At 72.8% G+C, this 21,159-nt stretch carries 21 protein-coding genes; 17 read left to right on the top strand and 4 right to left on the bottom strand.

Annotated elements, in window-relative coordinates; translation table 11 throughout:
* The first annotated feature begins 47 nt into the window (after positions 1-47).
* From F4556_RS06040 to F4556_RS05970, 15 genes are all read left to right on the top strand, one after another.
* Positions 48-890 carry a TIM barrel protein gene (locus F4556_RS06040; RefSeq protein WP_184912248.1) on the top strand — a complete coding sequence of 281 codons (843 nt, stop codon included), beginning with the start codon at positions 48-50 and terminating at the stop codon, positions 888-890.
* Between the two features lie 53 nt (positions 891-943).
* Positions 944-1,837: a 2-hydroxy-3-oxopropionate reductase gene (locus F4556_RS06035; protein WP_184912247.1), complete on the top strand. Its 894-nt coding sequence runs from the start codon at positions 944-946 to the stop codon at positions 1,835-1,837.
* 300 nt (positions 1,838-2,137) lie between these two features.
* A complete protein-coding gene (locus F4556_RS06030) occupies positions 2,138-3,280 on the top strand; it encodes a glycerate kinase (protein ID WP_184912245.1) in 1,143 nt (380 codons plus the stop codon).
* A 124-nt stretch (positions 3,281-3,404) separates the two neighbouring features.
* The gene (gene allB, locus F4556_RS06025; protein WP_184912243.1) at positions 3,405-4,769 is read left to right on the top strand and encodes an allantoinase AllB; all 1,365 of its coding nucleotides are present in this window, start codon (positions 3,405-3,407) and stop codon (positions 4,767-4,769) included.
* An 11-nt stretch (positions 4,770-4,780) separates the two neighbouring features.
* The gene (gene alc, locus F4556_RS06020; protein ID WP_313068179.1) at positions 4,781-6,046 is read left to right on the top strand and encodes an allantoicase; all 1,266 of its coding nucleotides are present in this window, start codon (positions 4,781-4,783) and stop codon (positions 6,044-6,046) included.
* 192 nt (positions 6,047-6,238) lie between these two features.
* Positions 6,239-7,699 (top strand): catalase, encoded by a 1,461-nt coding sequence (locus F4556_RS06015; RefSeq protein ID WP_184912241.1) that lies wholly within the window; start codon positions 6,239-6,241, stop codon positions 7,697-7,699.
* A gap of 193 nt (positions 7,700-7,892) precedes the next feature.
* A complete protein-coding gene (locus F4556_RS06010) occupies positions 7,893-8,657 on the top strand; it encodes an IclR family transcriptional regulator (protein ID WP_184912240.1) in 765 nt (254 codons plus the stop codon).
* 121 nt (positions 8,658-8,778) lie between these two features.
* Positions 8,779-9,675, top strand: coding sequence for a metal-dependent hydrolase (locus F4556_RS06005; protein WP_184912238.1), 897 nt, complete (start codon positions 8,779-8,781; stop codon positions 9,673-9,675).
* A gap of 165 nt (positions 9,676-9,840) precedes the next feature.
* Positions 9,841-10,914, top strand: coding sequence for a PDR/VanB family oxidoreductase (locus tag F4556_RS06000; RefSeq protein ID WP_184912237.1), 1,074 nt, complete (start codon positions 9,841-9,843; stop codon positions 10,912-10,914).
* Positions 10,915-10,917: 3 nt separating this feature from the next.
* Positions 10,918-11,751, top strand: coding sequence for a M24 family metallopeptidase (locus F4556_RS05995; protein WP_184912235.1), 834 nt, complete (start codon positions 10,918-10,920; stop codon positions 11,749-11,751).
* Positions 11,748-13,457, top strand: coding sequence for an SDR family oxidoreductase (locus tag F4556_RS05990; protein ID WP_184912233.1), 1,710 nt, complete (start codon positions 11,748-11,750; stop codon positions 13,455-13,457). The genes F4556_RS05995 and F4556_RS05990 overlap by 4 nt, the downstream gene beginning before the upstream one ends.
* 81 nt (positions 13,458-13,538) lie before the next feature.
* Entirely contained in the window at positions 13,539-13,748 is a 210-nt protein-coding gene (locus F4556_RS05985; RefSeq protein ID WP_184912231.1) for a cold-shock protein, read from the top strand.
* Between the two features lie 6 nt (positions 13,749-13,754).
* Complete coding sequence (locus F4556_RS05980) at positions 13,755-14,393, top strand: LysE family translocator (protein ID WP_184912230.1); 639 nt, start codon at positions 13,755-13,757, stop codon at positions 14,391-14,393.
* Between the two features lie 70 nt (positions 14,394-14,463).
* Positions 14,464-14,937 (top strand): DUF1203 domain-containing protein, encoded by a 474-nt coding sequence (locus F4556_RS05975; RefSeq protein ID WP_184912228.1) that lies wholly within the window; start codon positions 14,464-14,466, stop codon positions 14,935-14,937.
* 56 nt (positions 14,938-14,993) lie between these two features.
* Positions 14,994-15,740 carry a GNAT family N-acetyltransferase gene (locus tag F4556_RS05970; RefSeq protein WP_184912226.1) on the top strand — a complete coding sequence of 249 codons (747 nt, stop codon included), beginning with the start codon at positions 14,994-14,996 and terminating at the stop codon, positions 15,738-15,740.
* Between the two features lie 147 nt (positions 15,741-15,887).
* On the opposite strand, the gene F4556_RS05965 is transcribed toward F4556_RS05970, so the two are convergent.
* Positions 15,888-16,337 (bottom strand): protein-tyrosine phosphatase family protein, encoded by a 450-nt coding sequence (locus F4556_RS05965; protein WP_184912225.1) that lies wholly within the window; start codon positions 16,335-16,337, stop codon positions 15,888-15,890.
* Between the two features lie 64 nt (positions 16,338-16,401).
* On the opposite strand from F4556_RS05965, the gene F4556_RS05960 reads away from it, so the two are divergent.
* Both F4556_RS05960 and F4556_RS05955 read left to right on the top strand, forming a co-directional pair.
* Complete coding sequence (locus F4556_RS05960; RefSeq protein WP_184912223.1) at positions 16,402-16,893, top strand: MarR family winged helix-turn-helix transcriptional regulator; 492 nt, start codon at positions 16,402-16,404, stop codon at positions 16,891-16,893.
* The gene (locus tag F4556_RS05955) at positions 16,890-17,345 is read left to right on the top strand and encodes a winged helix DNA-binding protein (protein WP_184912221.1); all 456 of its coding nucleotides are present in this window, start codon (positions 16,890-16,892) and stop codon (positions 17,343-17,345) included. Before F4556_RS05960 ends, F4556_RS05955 begins: the two co-directional genes overlap by 4 nt.
* An 83-nt stretch (positions 17,346-17,428) precedes the next feature.
* On the opposite strand, the gene F4556_RS05950 is transcribed toward F4556_RS05955, so the two are convergent.
* From F4556_RS05950 to F4556_RS05940, 3 genes are read right to left on the bottom strand one after another with little or no spacing between them, the layout of a single operon-like run.
* The gene (locus tag F4556_RS05950) at positions 17,429-19,357 is read right to left on the bottom strand and encodes a PTS fructose transporter subunit IIABC (protein ID WP_184912220.1); all 1,929 of its coding nucleotides are present in this window, start codon (positions 19,355-19,357) and stop codon (positions 17,429-17,431) included.
* A 36-nt stretch (positions 19,358-19,393) separates the two neighbouring features.
* Positions 19,394-20,335 carry a 1-phosphofructokinase gene (gene pfkB, locus F4556_RS05945; RefSeq protein WP_184912218.1) on the bottom strand — a complete coding sequence of 314 codons (942 nt, stop codon included), beginning with the start codon at positions 20,333-20,335 and terminating at the stop codon, positions 19,394-19,396.
* On the bottom strand, positions 20,332-21,093 hold the full coding sequence (locus tag F4556_RS05940) for a DeoR/GlpR family DNA-binding transcription regulator (protein WP_184912216.1): 762 nt from the start codon (positions 21,091-21,093) through the stop codon (positions 20,332-20,334). Before F4556_RS05940 ends, pfkB begins: the two co-directional genes overlap by 4 nt.
* Positions 21,094-21,159 lie beyond the last annotated feature (66 nt).

Below are 21,159 nucleotides of genomic sequence, written 5' to 3'. Positions count from 1 at the left end.
ATCCCTCTTCCGGATCGTGGAAGTAGGATGTTTCGGAAGAGTGAAAGGTGATTGACGTGACTGCCGCTTCCAAGCTCAGCTACACGGTCAACCTGTCGATCCTGTTCAGCGAGCTCCCGCTCCTGGAGCGCCCCGCCGCCGCCGCGGCCGCCGGCTTCACCGCCGCCGAGCTGTGGTGGCCGTTCGGGGAGAACCACACCCCCTCGGACGCCGAGCAGGACGCGCTCCGCAAGGCCTTCACCGACGCGGGCGTCCAGCTCACCGGCCTGAACTTCCTGGACGACCTGACCAAGGGCGCCCGCGGCACCCTCTCCGTACCGGCCGAGAGCGAGCGGTTCCGGGAGAACATCCCGGTCACCGTGGCGCTCGCCGAGTCGCTCGGCACCAGGGCGCTCAACGCGCTCTACGGCAACCGGGTGGAGGGCGTCAGCGCCGCCGAGCAGGACGAGCTCGCGCTGGAGAACCTCACGCTCGCCGCGCGGGCCGCGCACTCGATCGGCGCCGTGCTGCTGATCGAGACCCTCAACAAGGCCGAGTCCCCGGACTACGCGCTGGTCACCGCCGAGGCCGCGATCGCGGTCGTCGACAAGGTGAACGAGGCCACCGGCCTGGGCAACGCGAAGTTCCTCTGCGACCTGTACCACCTGGCCCGCAACGGCGAGGACCTGGCGGCCGTGATCGCCGCCCACGCCGACAAGATCGGCCACGTGCAGATCGCCGACACCCCGGCCCGCAACGAGCCCGGCACCGGCGAGCTGGACTTCGAGGACCTCTTCGCCCGCCTGGTCGCGGCCGGCTACACCGGCCGGATCGGCCTCGAGTACCGCCCGGCGAACGGCGTCAGCGCCGACAGCTTCGAGTGGCTCCCGCGCGAGTACCGCGCCGGCTGAGCCGTTCGGTTCAGAGCCCTCTCCCACCCTCCAAGTACGAAGGAACGCGACGCATGAGCGCCTCCCGCAAGATCGCCTTCATCGGCCTCGGCATCATGGGCAGCCCGATGGCCGCCAACCTGGTGAAGGCCGGACACACCGTCACCGGCTTCAACCTCCAGCAGCCCGCGATCGACGCCCTGGTGGCGGCCGGTGGCAAGGGCGCGAACTCCATCGCGGACGCGGTGAAGGACGCCGAGATCGTCATCACCATGGTCCCGGCCGACCCGCAGGTCGAGCAGGTCATCCTCGGTGAGGACGGCGTGCTGGCCAACGTGGCCGAGGGCACCCTGGTCATCGACATGTCGAGCATCACCCCGCAGACCTCGATCAAGGTCGAGGCCGCCGCCAAGCCGAAGGGCATCCGCACCCTGGACGCCCCGGTCTCCGGTGGCGAGGCCGGTGCGATCGAGGCCGTGCTCTCCATCATGGTCGGTGGCGACGCGGCCGACTTCGCCGAGGCGAAGCCGATCCTGGACGCGCTCGGCACCACGGTCATCCACGTCGGCCCGGCCGGTGCCGGCCAGACCGTGAAGGCCGCCAACCAGCTCATCGTGGCCGTCAACATCCAGGTGCTGGCCGAGGCCGTGGTGTTCCTGGAGAACGCGGGCGTGGACCTCCCCGCCGCGCTCGACGTGCTCGGCGGCGGTCTGGCCGGTTCGACCGTGCTGAACCGCAAGAAGGCCAACATGATCGACCGTCAGTTCGCCCCGGGCTTCCGGATCGACCTGCACCACAAGGACATGGGCATCGTCACCGACGCCGCCCGCGCCGTCGGTGCCGCTCTCCCGGTCGGCGCGGTGGTGGCCCAGCTGGTCGCCTCCGCCCGCGCCAACGGCGACGGTTCGCTGGACCACTCGGCCCTGCTGCGGGGCGTCGAGCGCCTCTCGGGCCGCGAGGTCAAGTAACAAGCTCCTCCTGGTGGCGTGTACCTGTCCGGTCGTGCCCGCGCCACCAGGAGGCCAAGTTCGGTCGGCAGGAGGGCTGGGGCTCATACCGCCCCCTGCCGACCGTCCCAAACCGGTGACACACGCACTACCCTCCCGGGTGCACTTCGGTCGTGCTCGCGTGCGTCACCCGGCCCCCTCCCTCGCCGAGGGGAGCCTCTCGTACGTCGGAAGCGGGACGAGAGGAACGGCGGGGAGGGGGCGCACCCCCACTTCTGGGCAGAAGCTTTGAACACCAGCGATACGGAAAGAGGCCCACGCATGCCCGCCACCCCCACTCAGGGTCATGTCGTCGTCGCCCCCGACAAGTTCAAGGGCACGCTGGAGGGCGCCGAGGTCGCCGCCCGGATCGCGGCCGGCATCCGCCGGGTCGCCCCGGGCGTGGAGATCCGTGAGCTTCCGGTCGCCGACGGCGGCGAGGGCACCTTGGCCGCCGCCCTGGCGGCAGGCTTCAAGCGGGTCGCCGTGAAGGTGGCCGGTCCCACCGGCCTGCCGGTGGACGCCGCGATCGCACTCCGGGGCGACACCGCCGTGGTCGAGCTGGCCCAGTCCTCCGGACTGGCCCGGCTCCCCGGCGGCCGGACGGCCCCGCTCGCGGCCGGCTCCTACGGCGTCGGCCAGCTGATCGGACGCGCCTTCGGCCTCGGTGCCAAGCGGATCGTGCTCGGTCTGGGCGGCAGCGCCTGCACCGACGGCGGTGCGGGCATGGTCCAGGCGCTCGGCGTCGGCCTGTACGACGCCGACGGCGGTGAGCTGGCGCCCGGCGGCGCCGCGCTGCGCAAGCTGGCCAGGATCGACCCCGGGTCGCTCGCCGACTCCCTCACCGGGGTCGAGGTGGTGGTCGCCTGCGACGTCGACAACCCGCTGCTCGGCGCCCGTGGCGCGACCGCCGTCTACGGCCCGCAGAAGGGTGCGGACGGCGACGACCTGCTGATTCTCGAAGAGGGCCTGACCCGTTGGGCGGACGTCGTCCGCGACAGCACGGGCCGGGACTTCCGGAACGCCCCCGGCGCCGGGGCCGCAGGCGGGGTGGGCTTCGCCGCCCTCGCACTGCTCGGCGCCACCATGCGGCCCGGCATCGAGCTCCTGCTCGAGCTGCTGGGCTTCGACGAGGCCGTGCGTGGGGCACGCCTCGTCGTTACCGGCGAGGGTTGCCTGGACGCGCAGACGCTCCACGGCAAGGCCCCCGCCGGCGTCGCTGCGGCGGCCACTCGGGCGGGGGTTCGGGTGGCCGCCGTCGCCGGACGACTGGAACTCTCGGAGGACCAGTGGCGGGCGGCGGGCTTCGTGGCGGCGTACGCGCTGACCGACCTGGCCGAGCGGCCGGGCGACAGCATGACCAAGGCGGGCGAGCTGGCCGAGGTGGCCGGCGAGCGTCTCGCGGCCGAGCTGCTCAAGCCCTGACTCATCGTACTTTCCTACATTGACGTTTTGTTGAAGGCGGGCCTAGGCTCCCGGTTCACGGGCCCCAACTGCCCGGCGTGCCTTCGGTATACCCCCACTCGTACTCTCGGTTCGGAGGTCCCAGATGCCCCTCAGTGAGACGCCCGCGACCACGGCGGTGATCCGTTCCCGCCGGGTGGTCCTGCCGGACGGCGAGCGTCCCGCTGACGTGCTGATCCGGGACGGCAGGATCGAGCAGATCGCCGAGCACGGCTCGCTGCTCGCGGGGGACCGGCACTTGACCGACCTCGGCGACACCGTGCTGCTGCCCGGCCTGGTCGACACCCACGTGCACGTGAACGAGCCCGGCCGGACCGAGTGGGAGGGCTTCGCCACCGCCACCCGGGCGGCCGCCGCCGGCGGGGTCACCACGATCATCGACATGCCGCTGAACTCCATCCCGCCCACCACCACGGTGGACGGCCTGGCGGCCAAGCGGAAGATCGCCGAGGGGCAGACCTGGGTCGACCTCGGCTTCTGGGGCGGGGCGATCCCCGGCAACGTCCAGGACCTCGAACCGCTGCACCGCGAGGGCGTGTTCGGCTTCAAGAGCTTCCTCGCCCCGTCCGGGGTGGACGAGTTCCCGCACGTCGAGCAGGCCGACCTGGAGCTGGCGCTGGCCGAGCAGGCCAGGATCGGCGCGCTGGCCATCATCCACGCCGAGGACCCGGCCGTCCTGGAGGCCGCCCCGCAGCAGCCGGGCGTGCACTACCGCGACTTCCTGGCCTCCCGCCCCGACGACGCCGAGGCGGCGGCGGTGGCCCGCCTGCTCGACACCGCCCGCCGGACCGGCGCCCGGGTGCACATCCTGCACGTCTCCTCGGCCGCCGTGCTGCCGCTGCTCCGGCAGGCCCGCGCGGACGGTGTCCAGGTGACCGCCGAGACCTGCCCGCACTACCTCACCCTGGCGGCGGAGGAGGTGCCGGACGGCGACACCGCGTTCAAGTGCTGCCCGCCGATCCGCGACGAGTCCAACCGCGACCAGCTCTGGGCCGCGCTCGCGAACGGCGAGTTCATCGCGGTGGTCTCCGACCACTCGCCGTCCACCCCGGACCTGAAGCTGCTTCAGAAGTACGGCGGCAGCGGCGACTTCGCGGCCGCCTGGGGCGGCATCGCCTCCCTCCAGCTCGGCCTGCCGGCCATCTGGACCGAGGCCCGCAGGCGCGGCCACTCGCTGAGCGACGTGGTGTGCTGGATGAGCAGCGGCCCGGCCTCGCTGGTCGGCCTGACCGGTACCAAGGGCGCCATCGCGGTCGGCTGCGACGCCGACCTGGTGGCCTTCGACCCGGACGCCGAGTTCGCCGTGCACGCCGAGAACCTGCACCACCGCAACCCCGTCACGCCGTACGCGGGGAAGACCCTCACCGGCTCCGTCCGCACCACCTGGCTCCGTGGGCAGGTCGTGGACGTCGACGCCGCACCGTTCGGCCGTCAGATCACTCGAAACTAAAGGAGACTCAAGTGAGTACCAGTCAGACCCCGAGCGCTCCCTTCACCGAGCTGGTCAACCTGGCCTCCCGCCTGCTGGGCGCCGGTGTGGTCGCCACCAACGAGGACACCTTCGCCGACGCGGAGAACCTGCTGGTCGCCAAGCCCGCCGAGTTCCGCCCGCACACCTTCGGCCACAAGGGCCAGATCATGGACGGCTGGGAGTCCAAGCGCCGCCGCGGCGTCTCGGCCGAGCAGCCGCACCCGACCGACGAGGACCACGACTGGGCGATCGTCCGGCTCGGCGTACCCGGCGTGATCCGGGGCGTGATCGTGGACACCGCGTTCTTCACCGGCAACTACCCGGAGACCGGTTCGGTCCAGGGCGCCTCGGTGCCCGGCCACCCCTCGCCGGAGGAGCTGGCCGACGCGGAGTGGGTCGACCTGGTGCCGCGCACCGCGCTGCAGGGCAACACCGCCCACGAGTTCGAGGTCACCGACCCGACCCGCTTCACCCACGTGCGGCTGAACATCTGGCCGGACGGCGGCGTGGCCCGGCTCCGGGTGCACGGCGAGGTGGTGGCCGACCCGCGCGAGCTGGACGGCCTCTCCTTCGACCTGGCCGCCCAGGAGTTCGGCGGCGTGGCCGAGGCCGCCTCGGACCGCTACTTCTCCTCCCCGCACAACCTGAACGCTCCGGGCCGCGCCTCCGTCATGGGCGACGGCTGGGAGACCCGGCGTCGGCGCGACAAGGCCAACGACTGGGTACAGATCGCCCTGGCCGGGGGCGGCGAGGTCCTGGCCGCCGAGGTGGACACGTCCTACTTCGTCGCCAACGCCCCTGGCTGGGCCGACCTGGTCGGCTACGACGCCTCCTCCGGTGGCAACCCCGCGGAGGACCCTGACGGCTGGTTCGAGCTGCTGCCGCGCACCCGGCTGCAGCCCGACACCCGGCACCGGTTCCGGCTCACCGCCGGACGGACCGTCACCCACGTGCGGATCAACGTCTACCCGGACGGCGGCCTGGCCCGGCTCCGGCTGACCGGCAAGCTCACCGAGGCCGGCCGTGCCGCCCTCGCGCTGCGCTGGTTCAACGCCGTCCCGGCCGGCGAGGCGGCCACCGCGCTGACCGAGGCCGGCCTCACCCCGGCGGAGGCCACCGAGCTGACCGCCGCCCGCCCGCTCGCGGACGCCGCCGCGACCACCGCCGCCGTCGCTGCCCTGCAGCCGACCGACGGCCCCGACGGCGAGCAGTCCTCCCGCCGCCGTTCGGCCATCTGGCGCCTGCTCGGCGTCTGAGAGGCCGGCTGGCTGTCCGGGCCGGGCCTCCGCCGCCTGGCACGCACGCTTGCCGCGTTGCCGAAACGCCCAAGTAGCTCCGCTACGAGGGCGCTCCGGCGCCTTGCAATCGCACGCACCAGACGCCGCAGGCTGATCCGGCCCGGACAGCCAGCCGGCCTCTGACCCTCCTGCACCTACTGAAGGACCGTCATGTCGAAGACCCTGACCACCGAGTCCGGCGCCCCGATCGCCGACAACCAGAACTCCGCCTCGGCCGGCGAGTACGGCCCGCTGCTGATCCAGGACCAGCAGCTGCTGGAGAAGCTGGCCCGCTTCAACCGCGAGCGCATCCCGGAGCGCGTCGTGCACGCCCGCGGCTCCGGCGCCTACGGCTACTTCGAGGTGACCGACGAGGTCTCGCAGTACACCCACGCGGACTTCCTCGCCGAGGTCGGCAAGCGCACCGAGGTCTTCCTGCGGTTCTCCACGGTGGCGGGCAACCTCGGCTCCAGCGACGCGGTCCGCGACCCGCGCGGCTTCGCGCTGAAGTTCTACACCGCCCAGGGCAACTACGACCTGGTCGGCAACAACACCCCGGTGTTCTTCATCAAGGACCCGATCAAGTTCCCCGACTTCATCCACTCGCAGAAGCGCGACCCCTTCACGGGCGTCCAGGAAGCCGACAACGTCTGGGACTTCTGGGCCCACTCGCCGGCCTCCACCCACCAGATCACCTGGCTGTTCGGCGACCGCGGCATCCCGGCCTCGTACCGCCACATGAACGGCTACGGCTCGCACACCTACCAGTGGGTCAACGCCCAGGGCGAGGCGTTCTGGGTCAAGTACCACTTCAAGACCAACCAGGGCATCCGCTCGCTGGACGGCGACCAGTCGGCCGAGGTGCTCGGCGCCGACGCCGACAGCCACCAGCGTGACCTGCACCAGGCGATCGAGCGGGGCGTGTTCCCGTCCTGGACCCTGTACGTGCAGCTGATGCCGGTCGCCGAGGCGGCGGAGTACCGCTTCAACCCGTTCGACCTGACCAAGGTCTGGCCGCACGCCGACTACCCGCTGGTCAAGGTCGGCCGCCTGGTGCTGAACAAGAACCCGGAGAACGTCTTCGCGGACGTGGAGCAGTCGGCCTTCTCGCCGAACAACTTCGTCCCCGGCATCGGCCCCTCCCCGGACAAGATGCTCCAGGGCCGCCTGTTCGCGTACGCCGACGCCCAGCGCTACCGCCTCGGGGTCAACCACACCCTGCTCGCGGTGAACGCCCCGAAGGCGACCGTGGCCGCCAACTACGGCCGGGACGGCCTGTCGGCGGTCAACGCGGCCGGCCGCGGCAAGAACTACGAGCCCAACTCGTACGACGGCCCGGCGCAGACCGACGCCCCGCTGGCCGCCCCGGTCCGGCTGGACGGCTACACCGGGACGTACACCACCCCGGCGCACACCAAGGACGACGACTTCTTCCAGGCCGGTGAGCTCTACCGCCTGATGTCGGACGGCGAGAAGTCCCGCCTGATCGACAACATCGCGGGCTTCCTGGCCCAGGTCACCCGCGACGACATCGTCGAGAAGAACCTCGCCCACTTCCACGCCGCCGACGAGGAGTACGGCGCACGCCTGGCGGCGGCCGTCGCCAAGCTGCGCGCCGGCAACGACAACTGACCCACCCTCATCGGTGACCGGGCCCGCACCCGGTCGGCCGACCGACGGGCCTCTCCCCCCAGGGCAGTGGGGGAGGGGCCCGTTCCGGCGTTCCCTGGCATATGCCAACTGACCAGGTGTCGACGCGGGCCCGTGCGCGGGCGTCCGGGTGGCTACGCTGGATGTGATTGACAGGGACGGGGAAGGGGACGCCATGTCGGTACGGGGACAGGGGGCTTCGGTCTCGGCCGGGCCGTTCGGGGTGATGCGGCGGGCCCTGCGGGTGCTGGAGACGGTGGACCGGCACCCAGGCGGGGTGCCGGAGGCGGTGCTGGCCCGGGAGCTCGGGCTGCCCGCGGTGGTGGTCCGGGAGCTGGCCGAGGCGCTGGAGCTGGAGGGCTACCTCGCGCTGGAGGACGGGCTCTGGGTGCTCGGCGGGGCGTTCTCGGTGCTCGGCCAGCAGAACCGGGAGCAGCTGGTGCGGTCCCGGATGGAGCACCGGCTGGCCGAGCTGCGGGACGAGCTGGGCGCGGCGGTCTACTTCACCCGGTACCACGACGGCGAGTTGACGGTCGAGGCGGTCTCGGCCGCCGAGCACGCCCCGGCGGTCCGCGAGTGGGTCGACTTCCGGGTCACCGCGCACGCCACCGCGATCGGCAAGTGCCTGCTCAGCCAGCTCGACCACGACGGCCGGCGGGACCACCTCGCCCGGCACCCGGTGGCCCGGCTGACCGCCCGCACCATCACCGACCAGCAGCAGCTGATGCACCGTCTTGAGTGCCAGCCCGCCACGGTGCCGGTGCTGGACATCCAGGAGTACGCGCTCGGCACCGTCTGCGCGGCGGTCCCGGTCTCGGCCGGCAGCACGGTGGGCTGCCTGGCCACCTCGCTGCCGGTCGGCCAGGTGCACCGGCTGCGGGCGGCCGCCGAGCTGCTGGCCGAGCGGGCGGCGCCGTTGATGCTGGCGATGGCGGTCTGAGGCCCCGGCGGAGTTATTAGACGGACTGTCGATAAGAATGGCCGAACCCCTTGTGGGCGGTCGTACCCGCGAGTAGGTTGCCTGGAGTCGAGCCGCCCACCCCTCGGCCAGGAGGTCCGCCATGCCGCCCCGCCCCGTTGTGCCCCCCGCCGTCCACGACAGCCTGGTGCTGGAGCCCCGCGACGTCCGCTTCGACTGGTCGCGGCTGCCGTTGCACTGGATCCCGGACGAGCCGATGGCCACCCACACCGTCAACGTCCTGCACCTGCTGCTGCCCGAGGGCGAGCGCTGGTTCGTCGAGGTCTTCAAGGACGCGCTGCCGCTGATCACCGACGACCAGCTCCGCGAGGAGGTGCTCGGCTTCATCGGCCAGGAGGCGATCCACGCCGAGGCGCACCAGGAGGTGCTGGACCACCTGCTCGGCCAGGGCCTCGACCCCCGCCCGTACGTCCGGCAGGTCACCTGGCTGTTCCGCCGGGTGCTCGGCAAGCGGCCCGGCCTGACGGCCGCTCAGCAGCGGGAGAACCTGATCGAACGGGTCGCCTTCGTGGCCGCGATCGAGCACTTCACCGCCTTCCTGGGCAACTGGGCGCTCAACTCGCCCGGCCTGGACCGGGCCAAGGCCGACCCCACCATGCTCGACCTGCTGCGCTGGCACGGCGCGGAGGAGGTCGAGCACCGCAGCGTCGCCTTCGACCTGATGGTCCATCTGGACCCCGGCTACCTGCGGCGGCTGCGCGGCATGCTGGTCTCCGGTCCCACCCTGTTCCACCTCTGGATCCGGGGCGTCCGCTTCCTGCTCGCCGCCGACCCCAGCCTGAACGGCTCGGTCCGGCCCACCTGGCGCGAGGCCCAGCGGATCGCCCGCCGCGGGCTGCTCCCGGAGCCCTCGCGGATGGTCCGCTCGGCGCTCCGCTACTTCCGCCCGGGCTACCACCCCACCCAGGAGGGCTCCTCCAGCCAGGCCCTCAGCTACCTCGCGGGCTCCCCTGCGGCCCGGGCCGCAGCCAGCCGCTGAGCTCAGCCATGTGAGACCAGGGGCTCGGGGAACTGCGAGGAGATCTGGCGTTCGGGTCACTGCGAAAGTGCCTGACCTTGCACGTACGTTGAACGCTCCTGAGGCTGGCGTCGCAGTTCCCCGAGCCCCTACCTTCCGAATCTTGTGCCTATTGGAGTCGCCCCGATGGACCTCGAAGCGTTGCCGCCGGATCTGTACGGCCGCCCCCAGCCGGACGGCTTCTTGCGGCGGATGACCGCGTTCAGCGACTGGTACGACCCGATGCTGGGCCGGCCGGGGCTGCGCCGGAGTCCGCGTCGGCCCGGCCCCCGGCCGGTGGCGCCGTTGCAGCTGGTGGTCACCGTGCACCGGTTGGTCGCCGAGGACGTGGTCGAGCTGCGGCTCGGCGACCCGGGCGGTGGCCCGCTGCCGGGCTGGCAGCCGGGTGCGCGGATCGAGCTGACGTTGCCGTCCGGCAAGGTGCGGCACTACTCGTTGTGCGGCGACCCGGCCGACCGGAACAGCTACCGGATCGCGGTCCGGCACCTGCCGGACGGCGGAGGCGGCTCGGCCGAGATCCACGACCGGCTGCACCCGGGGGTCCGGCTGACCGCCCGCCGCCCGCGGAACGGCTTCGCGTTCTGCGCCGAGCCGGCCGTGCTGCTGCTGGCGGGCGGGATCGGCATCACCCCGCTGCTGCCGATGGCCCGGCAGGCCCAACACCTGGGTCTGGACTGGCGGTTGGTGCACGTCGGCCGCAGTGCCGCGTCGATGCCGTTCACCGAGGAGCTGCGCGCGCTGGATCCGTCCCGGGTCGAGTTCCTGACCGAACTCACCTCCGCCGCCGAGCTGTTGGCCCGGGCCCCGCGCGGTGCGGCGGTGTACTGCTGCGGCCCGGCCCCGATGCTGGCCGCCGTCCAGCAGGCGTACGACCCGGCCGCCGTCCGCGCTCTGCACTTCGAGCGCTTCGGTGCCGCGCCGATCCTGGACGGGCAGCAGTTCACCGTCCAACTGGGCGAGGACGGGCAGCAGTTGACCGTCCCCGCCGACCGCTCCGCGCTGGACGTGCTGCGCGAGGTCCGCCCCGAGCTGCCGTACTCCTGCCATCAGGGCTTCTGCGGCACCTGCAAGGTCAAGCTGAGCAGCGGCACACCCGTTCACCGCGACCGCCGGCTCACCGAGGAGGACCGGGCCGCCGGGGCGTTCCTGCCCTGCGTCTCCCGGGCCGCCGAGGGCGAGCACCTGGTACTGGAGGTCTGACCGATGACGTTCCCCTTCACCGAACACGACCTGAACCGGTTCCGGGAGACCCAGCAGCTCGCGTACCACTGCGCCGAGCAGGTGGCGGCCTGGATCGAGCCGGGGGTGACGGAGCGGCAGGCCACCGGCAAGCTGCGGCAGTGCCTGGTCGCGGCGGGTGTGCAGGACTTCTTCCACGTGCCGTTCGCCTGGTTCGGCGACCGGACGGCGTTCCGGCACTTCCACACCCCGCTGCAGTTCTTCGCGGGCAGCCGGAAGCTCGAGGAGGGCATGCCGTACGTGCTGGACTGCGCCCCCGTGGTGGACGGCTACACCGCCGACATCGGCTACGGCGGCAAGGTCGGCGACAACCCGGTCTGGGACAAGCTGGCCGGGGACCTGAAGGTCTACCGGGAGCTGATCCTGAGTGAGGTGCGGGCCCGCAAGCCGCTGAACGAGGTCTACGCCGCCGTGGACGCCCAGATCGCCGCGCACGGCTACGACAACCGGCACAAGGTCTACCCGGGCCGGGTGATCGGCCACCAGGTGACCCGGATGACCGCGCGCGGCCCCGCCGGGGTGAACCTGTTCGGCTTCGGGGTGCGTACACTCCAGACGCTCGGCCGGGAGCTGATCAGCGAGCGGCTGCACGGCCGGTCGCCGCTCTGGGCCGACGGCCGCTCCTCCCGGCACGCGCCGACGCCGGGGATCTGGGCGGTCGAGCCGCACATCGGCTTCCGCGAGGTCGGCATCAAGTTCGAGGAGCTGCTGGTCGTGACGGACGACGACGCCTACTGGCTCGACGACGACCTGCCGCACGTCCGCCGCTGGACCACCACCGAGGGAGCTGCCCGATGATCCGCCGCCGTACCGTCGACTCCGCCGGCCTGCCGCTCGCCGTCTTCGAGCAGGGCGACCCCGCCCACCCGACGGTGATCCTGGTGCACGGGTACCCCGACACCCACGTGGTCTGGGACGACATCGCCGAGGACCTGGCCGTCGACCACCACGTGGTCCGCTACGACGTGCGCGGCGCGGGGGAGTCCGGCGTCCCGGCGAACCGGGACGGCTACCGGCTGGAGCGGCTCGGCGCGGACCTGTTCGCGGTCGCCGACGCGGTCAGCCCCGACGCGCCCGTGCACGTGGTCGCGCACGACTGGGGCTCGGTGCAGTCCTGGGAGGCCGTCACCGAGCCGGGCGCCGAGCAGCGGCTCGCCTCGTACACCACGATGTCCGGGCCCTGCCTGGACCACCTGGGCTTCTGGATGCGCAAGCGGTTCCGCCGTCCGACGCCCCGTCACCTGCGGCAGCTGCTGGTGCAGGGCGCGCACTCCTGGTACATCACCGCCTTCCACCTGCCGCTGCTCGCCCCGGCCACCTGGAAGCTCTGGCTGGCCAAGTCCTGGCCCCGGGTGCTGCGCGACCTGGAGGCGGTCAACCCCCGCCCCGGGCACCCGCAGGCCACCCTGAAGCAGGACGCCGTACGGGGGATCGAGCTGTACCGGGCCAACATGCGGCCGACCATCCGCAGCCCGCGCGAGCGGTACACCGAGGTCCCCGTCCAGCTGCTCACGCTGAGCCGGGACCACTACGTCAACGAGTTCCTCTCCGAGGGCCTGGAGCACTGGGCGCCCCGGCTGACCCGACGCACCGTCAACGGCACCCACTGGTCGGCGCTGCTGGAGCACGGCCCGGTGGTCGCCGCGCACGTCCGGTCCTTCATCGGCTCGGTCGCCGCCGGCTCCGAGCCCGAGGCGACCGGCGAGCTGGTGGTGATCACCGGCGCCGGCAGCGGCATCGGCCGGGCCACCGCGCTGGCCTTCGCCGCCGAGGGCGCCCGGGTGGTGGTCTGCGACCTGGACCTCGAATCCGCCGTCCGCACCGCCGAGTTGTGCTCGCTGAGCGGTGGCACCGGGTACGCGTACCAGCTGGACGTCAGCGACGGCGCCGCCTTCGACGCCTTCGCCCAGCAGATCGCCGCCGAGCACGGCGTCCCCGACGTGCTGGTCAACAACGCGGGCATCGGCCACTCCGGCACCTTCCTGCAGACCACCGAGAAGGAGTGGCAGCGGGTCCTGGACGTCAACCTCTGGGGCGTCATCCACGGCTGCCGCGCCTTCGGCACCCTGATGGCCGAGCGCGGCCACGGCGGACACATCGTCAACCTCGCCTCGGCCGCCGCCTACCTGCCCTCCAAGGCGCTCGCGGCGTACGCCACGAGCAAGGCCGCCGTCCGGATGCTCTCCGACTGCCTGCGCGCCGAGCTGGCCTCCTCGGGCGTCGGCGTCTCGGCGATCTGCCCCGGCCTGATCAACACCAACATCACCCGCACCTCGACCTTCTCCGCCACCACCGCCGACGAGCAGGCCGCCAAGCAGGCGCGGGCCGCGAAGCTCTACGCCCGGCGGAACTTCCCGCCGGAGAAGGTCGCCACCGAGATCCTGAAGGCCGTCCGCACCGGCAAGGCCGTGGTCCCGGTGACGGCGGAGGCCAAGGGCGCCTACTTCCTCAGCAGGTTCGCCCCTGGCCTGCTCCGGCTGGCCGCCCGGCTGAACGTCACCTGAGGGCGTGTCAGAACACTCCGGAGCGCGGGGCGTTTGGTACTCCTGGTGAGGACCGAACACCCCGCTCCGAGGAGTCGTCAGATGGCCACCGGTACCGTGCAGACCTTCCACGCCGATCACGGGTACGGGACGATCGCCCCCGACGGCGGCGGGCCCGAACTGACCTTCTACTACGACTCGATCCTGATCGAGGGCGTGGACCGGGCGCTGCCCGACGGGCAGAAGGTCGAGTACGAGGCGACCGTCCAGGAGGACCGGCCGGTGGCGGAGAAGGTCCGACCGCTAGGGTGACCGGGCATGGGGATAACCACGGCTCTCTGGTCCTTCGCCCTGGTGGTCGGGCTGCTCACGCTGACGCCCGGGCTCGACACCGCGCTGATCCTGCGGACCGCCGCGCTCGGTGAACGGGCCAGGGCCTGGGGCGTGGTGCTGGGCATCAACACCGGCACGATGATCTGGGGCGCCGCCAGCTCACTGGGCATCAGCGCCCTGCTCACCGCCTCCCGCCTGGCGTACGAGACGCTGCGCTGGGCCGGGGTGGCGTACCTGCTCTGGATTGGCCTCCAGATGTTGTGCGGCCAGATGCTGCGCGGCAGCGGCACCCCCGGGCCGGACCCGGAGCCGGACACCGGCACCGGCGGCTTCGGGGCCGGCTGGCGGCGGGGTGCGCTGACCAACCTGCTCAACCCCAAGGTCGGCGTCTTCTACGTCGCCGTCCTGCCGCAGTTCATCCCGGCCGGGGTGCCGCACCTGCCGATGGGCGTGCTGCTCACCAGCGTGCACGTCGCCGAGGGCCTGGTCTGGTCGGCCGTCCTGGTCGCCTTCGCCCGCGCCATCCGCGGCTGGCTGCGCCGTCCGGCCGCCCGGAAACTGATGGACCGTCTGACCGGTGTCGTGGTGGTCGGCTTCGGTCTGCGGCTGGCCACCACGGACTGAACGCGACCGACTGAACGCGACGTCGCGAATCCGCCGGTCATCCCGGTCCGGCGGCGGCAGGCTGGCAGCCATGAACCTGCAGATCAACCCCATCGACCCCGCCACCTGCGCCCGCCTCCGCGAGCTGGACGACGCGGGCCGCCCACCGGTCGAGTCGGTCGACACCACCGGCGGCGCCCCGCTGCGCTGCTGCCTCACCCGGGCCTGCCCCGGCGACCGGATCGCCCTGGTCTCGTACGCCCCGCTCGCCCGCTGGGCCGCCGAGACCGGGGCCGACCCCGGCCCGTACGACGAGCGCGGCCCGGTCTTCATCCACGCCACCCCCTGCGTCGGCCCGGCCGAAGGCTGGCCCGGCACCATGCACACCGGCCCCCGGGTGCTGCGCGCGTACGACTCCGGTGGGCGCATCCTGGGCGGCCGCCTGGTCCAGCCCGCCGAGGCCGCCGCCGGCGCGGCCGAGCTGCTCGCCGACCCCGAGGTGGCCGTCCTGCACGTCCGGGCGGTCGAGTACGGCTGCTTCATGCACGAGGTCCGCCGCGGGTAGGGACAGGCGCTGAAAATCAGATGATCTTCGCAGGTCGGAGCCCTAGGGTGCGCGGTATGGAGAACCTGACCGTGACCACCCTCGCCGAGCGGCCCGAGCTGCGGTCGGCCCTGTGGGAGATGCCGCACAGCTGGCCCGCGTTCATGGACCACGACCTGGTGGCCAACGCCCTGGTGGGACTGATCGCCGAGGAGTTCCCGGAGCACGTGGTGGTGGCCACGGACGCCGACGGTGTACTCGTGGCGCGTGGGCACAGCGTCCCGTTCAGCTTTGCCAAGCGGCAGGGGCGGCTGCCCGACCGGGGCTGGGACGAGGTGCTGCTCTGGGCCGTCACCGACCGACGGTACGGGGAGACGCCCGACACGGTCAGCGCGATCGAGATCGCGGTGCACCCCGAGCTCCAGGGGCGCGGGCTCTCCGGTCTGATGCTCGGCGCGATGCGGGACGCCGCCCGGGAGCGGGGGTTCGCGGAGGTCGTCGCGCCGGTCCGGCCGAGTGGCAAGCACCTCGAGCCGGAGGCGTCGATGCAGGAGTACGCCTTCCGGGTCCGCGAGCAGGGCGGGCTGCCGTACGACCCCTGGCTGCGGGTCCACGTCCGGGCCGGGGCGACGATCGAGAAGGTGGCCCCCGCGTCGATGACGATCTCCGGGTCACCGGCGCAGTGGCGGGAGTGGACCGGACTCCCGTTCGACGCGACCGGGGAGGTGCTGGTGCCGGGCGCGCTCGCTCCGGTGCGCTGCGACCTGGCGGGCGGCTACGCCGTCTACGTCGAGCCGACCGTCTGGGTGCGGCACGGGCTCTAGCAACGGGCCCGGAAGTGCCGGGAGCACCCAGAAAACCCCGGACAACTGGAACGCCACCGCTGGCTACGCCGTCAACGACAACACCACCGTCGAGTCCCGGGTCTCCGTCACCGGCCTCACCGGCAACGCCCCGGCCCTCCCGGCGTGTCACGGACCGTCAGGCGCGGGGTCGGCGAAGTGGCGGACGTAGTGCTTCTGCCAGGGTGTTTCGACGGCCTGGGGGTGGTAGTTGCGGCGGACGAACTCCACGGCCCGGTCGGCCGGTACGCCGTCCAGGACGGCGAGGCAGGCCAGGGCGGTGCCGGTCCGGCCGCGCCCGCCGGCGCAGGCGAGCTCGACGCGCTCCGTCCCAGCCCGGGCCAAGGCGTCGGCCAGCAGCGTCCGGGCCTGCCCGCGATCGCTGGGCAGCCGGAAGTCCGGCCAGCGCAACCACCCGGCCTCCCAAGGGGTTTCGGGCGGCTGACGGCCCAGCAGGTACAGCGCGTATCCGGGGGTCGGGCCGGGCGGGAGAGGGCGGCTGAGCGCGCGGCCGCGGACGAGGCGTCCGGAGGGGAGCAGCAGGACACCGGGGTCGGCAGGGTTCCAGGTCTCGGTCACCCGCCCACCGTAGTAGGCCGGATTATCCTAGCCATGGACATAGTAGCCATGTACTCTATTTCTTATGAGCAAGGGTGCACCGGGTCCCACCCCCGGCTTTCTGGTGTGGCGGCTCGCCAACAAGTGGCGCGTCGCGGTCGATCGCGCGGTGGCCCCACTGGGCCTCACCCACGCGCAGTACTCGCTGGTCGCGTCGCTGCACGGCATGCAGCGCGCCGGTGAGCGGCCCAGTCAGCGCCAACTCGCCGACCACACCGGCCTGGAGGCGCTGTACGTCTCGAAGCTGGCGCGCGCCCTGGAGTCGGCCGGTCTGATCGAGCGCACCCGCGACCCCCGCGACCCGCGCGCCGTACAGCTCGCCCTCACCGAGCAGGGCCAGGCCGTCACGCGGCAGGCCGTCGCGGTGGTCCAGGAGCTCCTCCAGCAGCTGCTGGAGCCGCTCGGCGGCCTCGACGCCGCTCGGACGCACGCGTTCACCGAGGAGCTGACGGCCCTGCTCGACGTACCTCTCACGCCATCCGTACCGAACGAGAGCACCCAGGGGACAACACCATGACCAGCACCGCAGCCATCACCGCACCCGTCGCCGACTCCCGCGCCCTCGGCCTGGCCCATTACGCCGCCCGCGGCCTCCTGGAGCAGGTCCTGGCCCGGCACGGCAGCACGTTCCAGCAGCAGGTCACCCTGCGCGCCGCCGTCACCGCCGTCACCCCGCTGACACGGGACGAACTCGCCAGCCAGGTCCAGGGCGCCCTCAAGGCCGACCCGGCCGACATCCGCACCACCCTCGACGAACTGCTGGCCAAGCACCTGCTCGTCGCGGGCGGCACCCACCTCCACCCCACCGACGCCGGCCGCGACCTGCTCGCCATCCTCGCCGCGGAGACCGCTCCCATCACCGCCCGCGTCTGGGGCGACATCCCCGCCGAAGACCTGGCCGCCGCCGGCCGCGTCCTCGCCCTGGTCACCGAGCGCGCCAACGCGGAGCTCGCGGCGCTGACCGCCTGACCATGAACGCCTGCCGGGCACCGGCACCCCGCTCCTTGGGGCGGAGGGGGTGGCGGTGCCCGGCCGGGAGGGCTGACGGTGGGTCAGGCCGCGGTGAGCAGTTCGGGCTCGGGGGCGGGCTGCTTGCGGAGGCCCTTGAGCAGGACGACCAGGGTGGCGGTGATCACCGTGCCGACCGCGATGGCGAGGACATAGAGGAGGGGCTTGCCGATCAGCGGGAGTACCCAGATGCCGCCGTGCGGGGCGCGGAGGGTGGAGCCGAAGGCCATCACCAGGCCGCCGGTGGCCATCGAGCCGGCGATCGCGGACGGGATGACCCGGAGCGGGTCGGCGGCTGCGAAGGGGATGGCGCCCTCGGTGATGAAGGAGGCGCCGAGGACCCAGGCGGCCTTGCCGTTCTCCCGCTCCTCGCGGGTGAACAGGCGACCCCGGACGGTGGTGGCGAGGGCCAGGCCGAGCGGCGGGGTCATGCCGGCGGCCATCACGGCAGCCATCACCTTGAGGCTGCCCGCGTCCGGGACGGATCCGGCGGTGGTCAGGGCACCGGCTGCGAAGGTGTACGCCACCTTGTTGAGCGGGCCGCCCATGTCGAAGGCCATCATCGCGCCGAGCAGCAGACCGAGCAGGACGGCGTTGGCGCCGGAGAGGCTGTTCAGCCAGTCGGTCAGCGCGGACATCACCGAGGCGATCGGCGAGCCGAGCAGCACGAACATCAGGAACCCGACCACCGCCACCGAGATCAGCGGGATCACCACCACCGGCATGATGCCGGCGATCGAGGAGGGCACCTTCCAGCGGACCATCCAGCGCACCAGCAGACCCGCGATCAGACCCGAGGCGATACCGCCGAGGAAGCCCGCGCCGACGGTGACCGAGATCGCGCCGCCGACGATGCCCGCCGCGAGGGCGGCCCGGTCGGCGATCGCGTAGGCGATGTAGCCGGACAGCACGGGGACCAGGAAGCCGAAGGCCGCCGCGCCCGCCTGGAACAGCATCGCCGCCCAGCTGTGCTGCGAGGTCCAGTCGAAGTGGCCGACCACGGACGGGGCGGCGGAGATCTCGTACCCGCCGATGGCGAAGCCGAGCGCGATCAGCAGACCGCCGGCCGCGACGAACGGGATCATGTAGCTGACGCCGGTCATCAGCCAGCCGCGCAGGCGGTTGGCCCAGTGCTCGTCACGCTTGGGCGCGGGGGCAGCCACGGGCCCGGCCGTGCCGGGCTCGGCAGCGGCCAACTGGAGTGCTTCGGCGACGAGTTGGTCGGCGCGGTTGACCCCGGCCTTGACGCCGACGTCGACGGTCGGCTTGCCCGCGAAGCGGGACTTGTCGCGGACCTCGACGTCGTGCGCGAAGATCACCGCGTGCGCGGCGGCGATGACCGCCGGGTCGAGTGGGGTCGACCCGGCGGAACCCTGGGTCTCCACCTGGATCCGGGCACCGGCCTTGGCGGCGGCCAGTTCGAGCGCCTTGGCGGCCATGTAGGTGTGCGCGATGCCGGTGGGGCAGGAGGTGACGGCGACCAGCAGCGGGCCCTCCTGCTGCTGCGCGGCCTCCTCCGGCTGCTCGTCGTTGACCAGGGCGGCGACCTCGGTCGGGTCGGTGGCCGCGCGCAGGGCGCCGGTGAACCGAGGGTCCATCAGGCGGCGGGCCAGCGAGGCGAGGATCTGCAGGTGGGCGTCGTCGGCGCCGTCCGGGGCCGCGATCATGAAGATCAGGTCGGCGGGGGTGCCGTCCGGGGCGTCGAAGTCGATGCCCCGCGCGCTGCGGCCGAAGGCCAGGCTCGGGGTGGTGACGTGGGCCGAGCGGCAGTGCGGGATGCCGATGCCGTCGCCGAGGCCGGTGGGGGCCTGGGCCTCGCGGGCGGCGATGTCGGCCAGGAAGCCGTCGAGGTCGGTGACGCGGCCCTCGGCGACGAGACGCTGGGCCAGCGAGCGGAGGGCGTCGTCCTTGTCGGCGGGGGCCAGGTACAGGTCGACGAGGGCGGGGGTGATCAGTCTGCCGGGGTCGCTCATGGGGAGTCCTTGGGGGTGGGAACGCCGAAGGGAGCGTTACGCAAGGGGCCGGGTGTGGGGGATGTCGGTGGTGACGGTGACCGCGTCGGGGGCGAGGTCGGCGGGGGTGGGCATGGCGCTGCCGGGGAGCTGGACGGCGGCGGCGCCGTGGGCGAGGGCGGCGGCGAGGGCCTTGGGGCCGGTGCCGCCGGTGCCGAGGAAGCCGGCCAGCGAGGCGTCGCCCGCACCCACGTCGCTGCGGACGGTGGCGACGGGGGCGGTGCCGTACCAGGTGCCCTCGGCGGAGACGAGCAGCATGCCGTCGGCGCCGAGACTGGCGAGCACCTGCTGGGCGCCGCGCTCGCGCAACTCCTCGGCGGCGGCCACCGCCTCGCCCACGGTGGTGAGTTGACGCCCCACCGCCTCGGCGAGCTCCTCGCGGTTGGGCTTGACCACGTCGGGCCTGGCCCGGAGGGCGGCGAGCAGCGCGGGGCCTGAGGTGTCGAGGGCGATCCGGGCGCCGCCGGAGTGCACCTGGGCGACCAGGTCGGCGTACCAGTCGGGGTCCAGCCCGCGCGGCAGGCTGCCGCAGCAGGCCAGCCAGTCCACGTCCGGGCCGGTGTAGTCGCGGCGGACGGTGGCGAGCAGGGCCGCCGACTCCTCGGCGCTGAGCTCCGGTCCTGGTGCGTTGATCTTGGTGAGGGTGTGGTCGCCCTCGACGATCGAGACGTTGATCCGGGTCTCGCCGCGGACCGGGACGCTGGCCACCTCGATGCCCTGACGGAGCAGTAGGTCGGAGAGCAGCAGTCCGGAGAAGCCGCCGAGCGGGAGCACGGCCGCGGCCCGGTGTCCGGCGGCGGTGAGCGCGCGGGCCACGTTGACGCCCTTGCCGCCGGGGTCGACCCGGTCGGTGGTGGCGCGGTTGACCTCGCCCCGGGCCAGGTCCGGTAGTTCGTAGGTGCGGTCCAGGCTGGGGTTGGGGGTGATGGTGACGATCATGCGCGGATCACTTCCGGTCCGAGGTTCTCGATCTCTGCGGCCTGCTGGTCCGTCAGGCCGGTGTCGGTGATCAGCACGTCCACCTCGCGGAGCGTGCCGAAGCGGGCGAACTGCCGGCTGCCGTACTTGGAGGAGTCGGCGAGCAGCACCACCCGCCCCGCCCCGGCGAGCATGGCGCGCTTGACGGCGGCCTCGGCCAGGTCGGGCGTGGTCAGGCCGCTCTCCGGGCCGAAGCCGTTGGTGGCGACCACCGCGAGGTCGGCGTGCACGTCGGCCAGGTCGCGCAGCGCCCAGGCGTCCACGGCGGCCTGGGTACGGTGCCGGAGCCGCCCGCCGACCAGATGGAGCGTCAGATCCGGGTGGTCGGCCAGCCGGGCGGCGACCGGGAGGGCGTTGGTGACCACGGTCAGCGTGCTGTCCAGGGGGAGCAGTGCGGCCAGCCGGGAGATCGTGGTGCCCGCGTCCAGCAGCAGGCTGCCCTCGGTGGGCAGCAGCTCCAGGGCGGCGCGGGCGATCCGCTCCTTCTCCGGGGCGGCCGTGGAGTCGCGTTCGGCGAGGCCGGGCTCCAGGTGGAGGCCGCCGGCCGGGAGCGCGCCGCCGTGCACCCGGCGGAGCAGGCCGGCCTTGTCGAGCGCGCTCAGGTCCCGCCGGACGGTCTCCTGGGTGACGCCGAACTCCTCGGCGAGCGAGGGGACGTCGACCCGGCCGTGTTCCTGGGCGAGGAGCAGGATCTGTTGCTGGCGCTCCGGAGCGTACATGTGGGATCAGATCCGTTTCGTGTCCGTTTCCGTCTGGTCAACCAGGACGATACGCGCGGGCCGCCG

This window comes from Kitasatospora gansuensis, assembly GCF_014203705.1.
Lineage (GTDB): Bacteria > Actinomycetota > Actinomycetes > Streptomycetales > Streptomycetaceae > Kitasatospora > Kitasatospora gansuensis.
Note: the sequence above shows the minus strand (reverse complement) of the source record. Positions and strands in the feature narration are given on the sequence as shown.

Coding starts and splice junctions, on each gene's coding strand:
- F4556_RS06035 (WP_184912247.1), top strand. CDS start 944: ATGAGCGCCTCCCGCAAGATCGCCTTCATCGGCCTCGGCATCATGGGC.
- F4556_RS06010 (WP_184912240.1), top strand. CDS start 7,893: ATGTCGGTACGGGGACAGGGGGCTTCGGTCTCGGCCGGGCCGTTCGGG.
- F4556_RS06000 (WP_184912237.1), top strand. CDS start 9,841: ATGGACCTCGAAGCGTTGCCGCCGGATCTGTACGGCCGCCCCCAGCCG.
- F4556_RS05960 (WP_184912223.1), top strand. CDS start 16,402: ATGAGCAAGGGTGCACCGGGTCCCACCCCCGGCTTTCTGGTGTGGCGG.
- F4556_RS05980 (WP_184912230.1), top strand. CDS start 13,755: ATGGGGATAACCACGGCTCTCTGGTCCTTCGCCCTGGTGGTCGGGCTG.
- F4556_RS05975 (WP_184912228.1), top strand. CDS start 14,464: ATGAACCTGCAGATCAACCCCATCGACCCCGCCACCTGCGCCCGCCTC.
- allB (WP_184912243.1), top strand. CDS start 3,405: ATGCCCCTCAGTGAGACGCCCGCGACCACGGCGGTGATCCGTTCCCGC.
- pfkB (WP_184912218.1), bottom strand. CDS start 20,335: ATGATCGTCACCATCACCCCCAACCCCAGCCTGGACCGCACCTACGAA.
- F4556_RS06030 (WP_184912245.1), top strand. CDS start 2,138: ATGCCCGCCACCCCCACTCAGGGTCATGTCGTCGTCGCCCCCGACAAG.
- F4556_RS05955 (WP_184912221.1), top strand. CDS start 16,890: ATGACCAGCACCGCAGCCATCACCGCACCCGTCGCCGACTCCCGCGCC.
- F4556_RS05985 (WP_184912231.1), top strand. CDS start 13,539: ATGGCCACCGGTACCGTGCAGACCTTCCACGCCGATCACGGGTACGGG.
- F4556_RS05970 (WP_184912226.1), top strand. CDS start 14,994: ATGGAGAACCTGACCGTGACCACCCTCGCCGAGCGGCCCGAGCTGCGG.
- F4556_RS06015 (WP_184912241.1), top strand. CDS start 6,239: ATGTCGAAGACCCTGACCACCGAGTCCGGCGCCCCGATCGCCGACAAC.
- F4556_RS05950 (WP_184912220.1), bottom strand. CDS start 19,357: ATGAGCGACCCCGGCAGACTGATCACCCCCGCCCTCGTCGACCTGTAC.
- F4556_RS05990 (WP_184912233.1), top strand. CDS start 11,748: ATGATCCGCCGCCGTACCGTCGACTCCGCCGGCCTGCCGCTCGCCGTC.
- F4556_RS05940 (WP_184912216.1), bottom strand. CDS start 21,093: ATGTACGCTCCGGAGCGCCAGCAACAGATCCTGCTCCTCGCCCAGGAA.
- F4556_RS05995 (WP_184912235.1), top strand. CDS start 10,918: ATGACGTTCCCCTTCACCGAACACGACCTGAACCGGTTCCGGGAGACC.
- F4556_RS06005 (WP_184912238.1), top strand. CDS start 8,779: ATGCCGCCCCGCCCCGTTGTGCCCCCCGCCGTCCACGACAGCCTGGTG.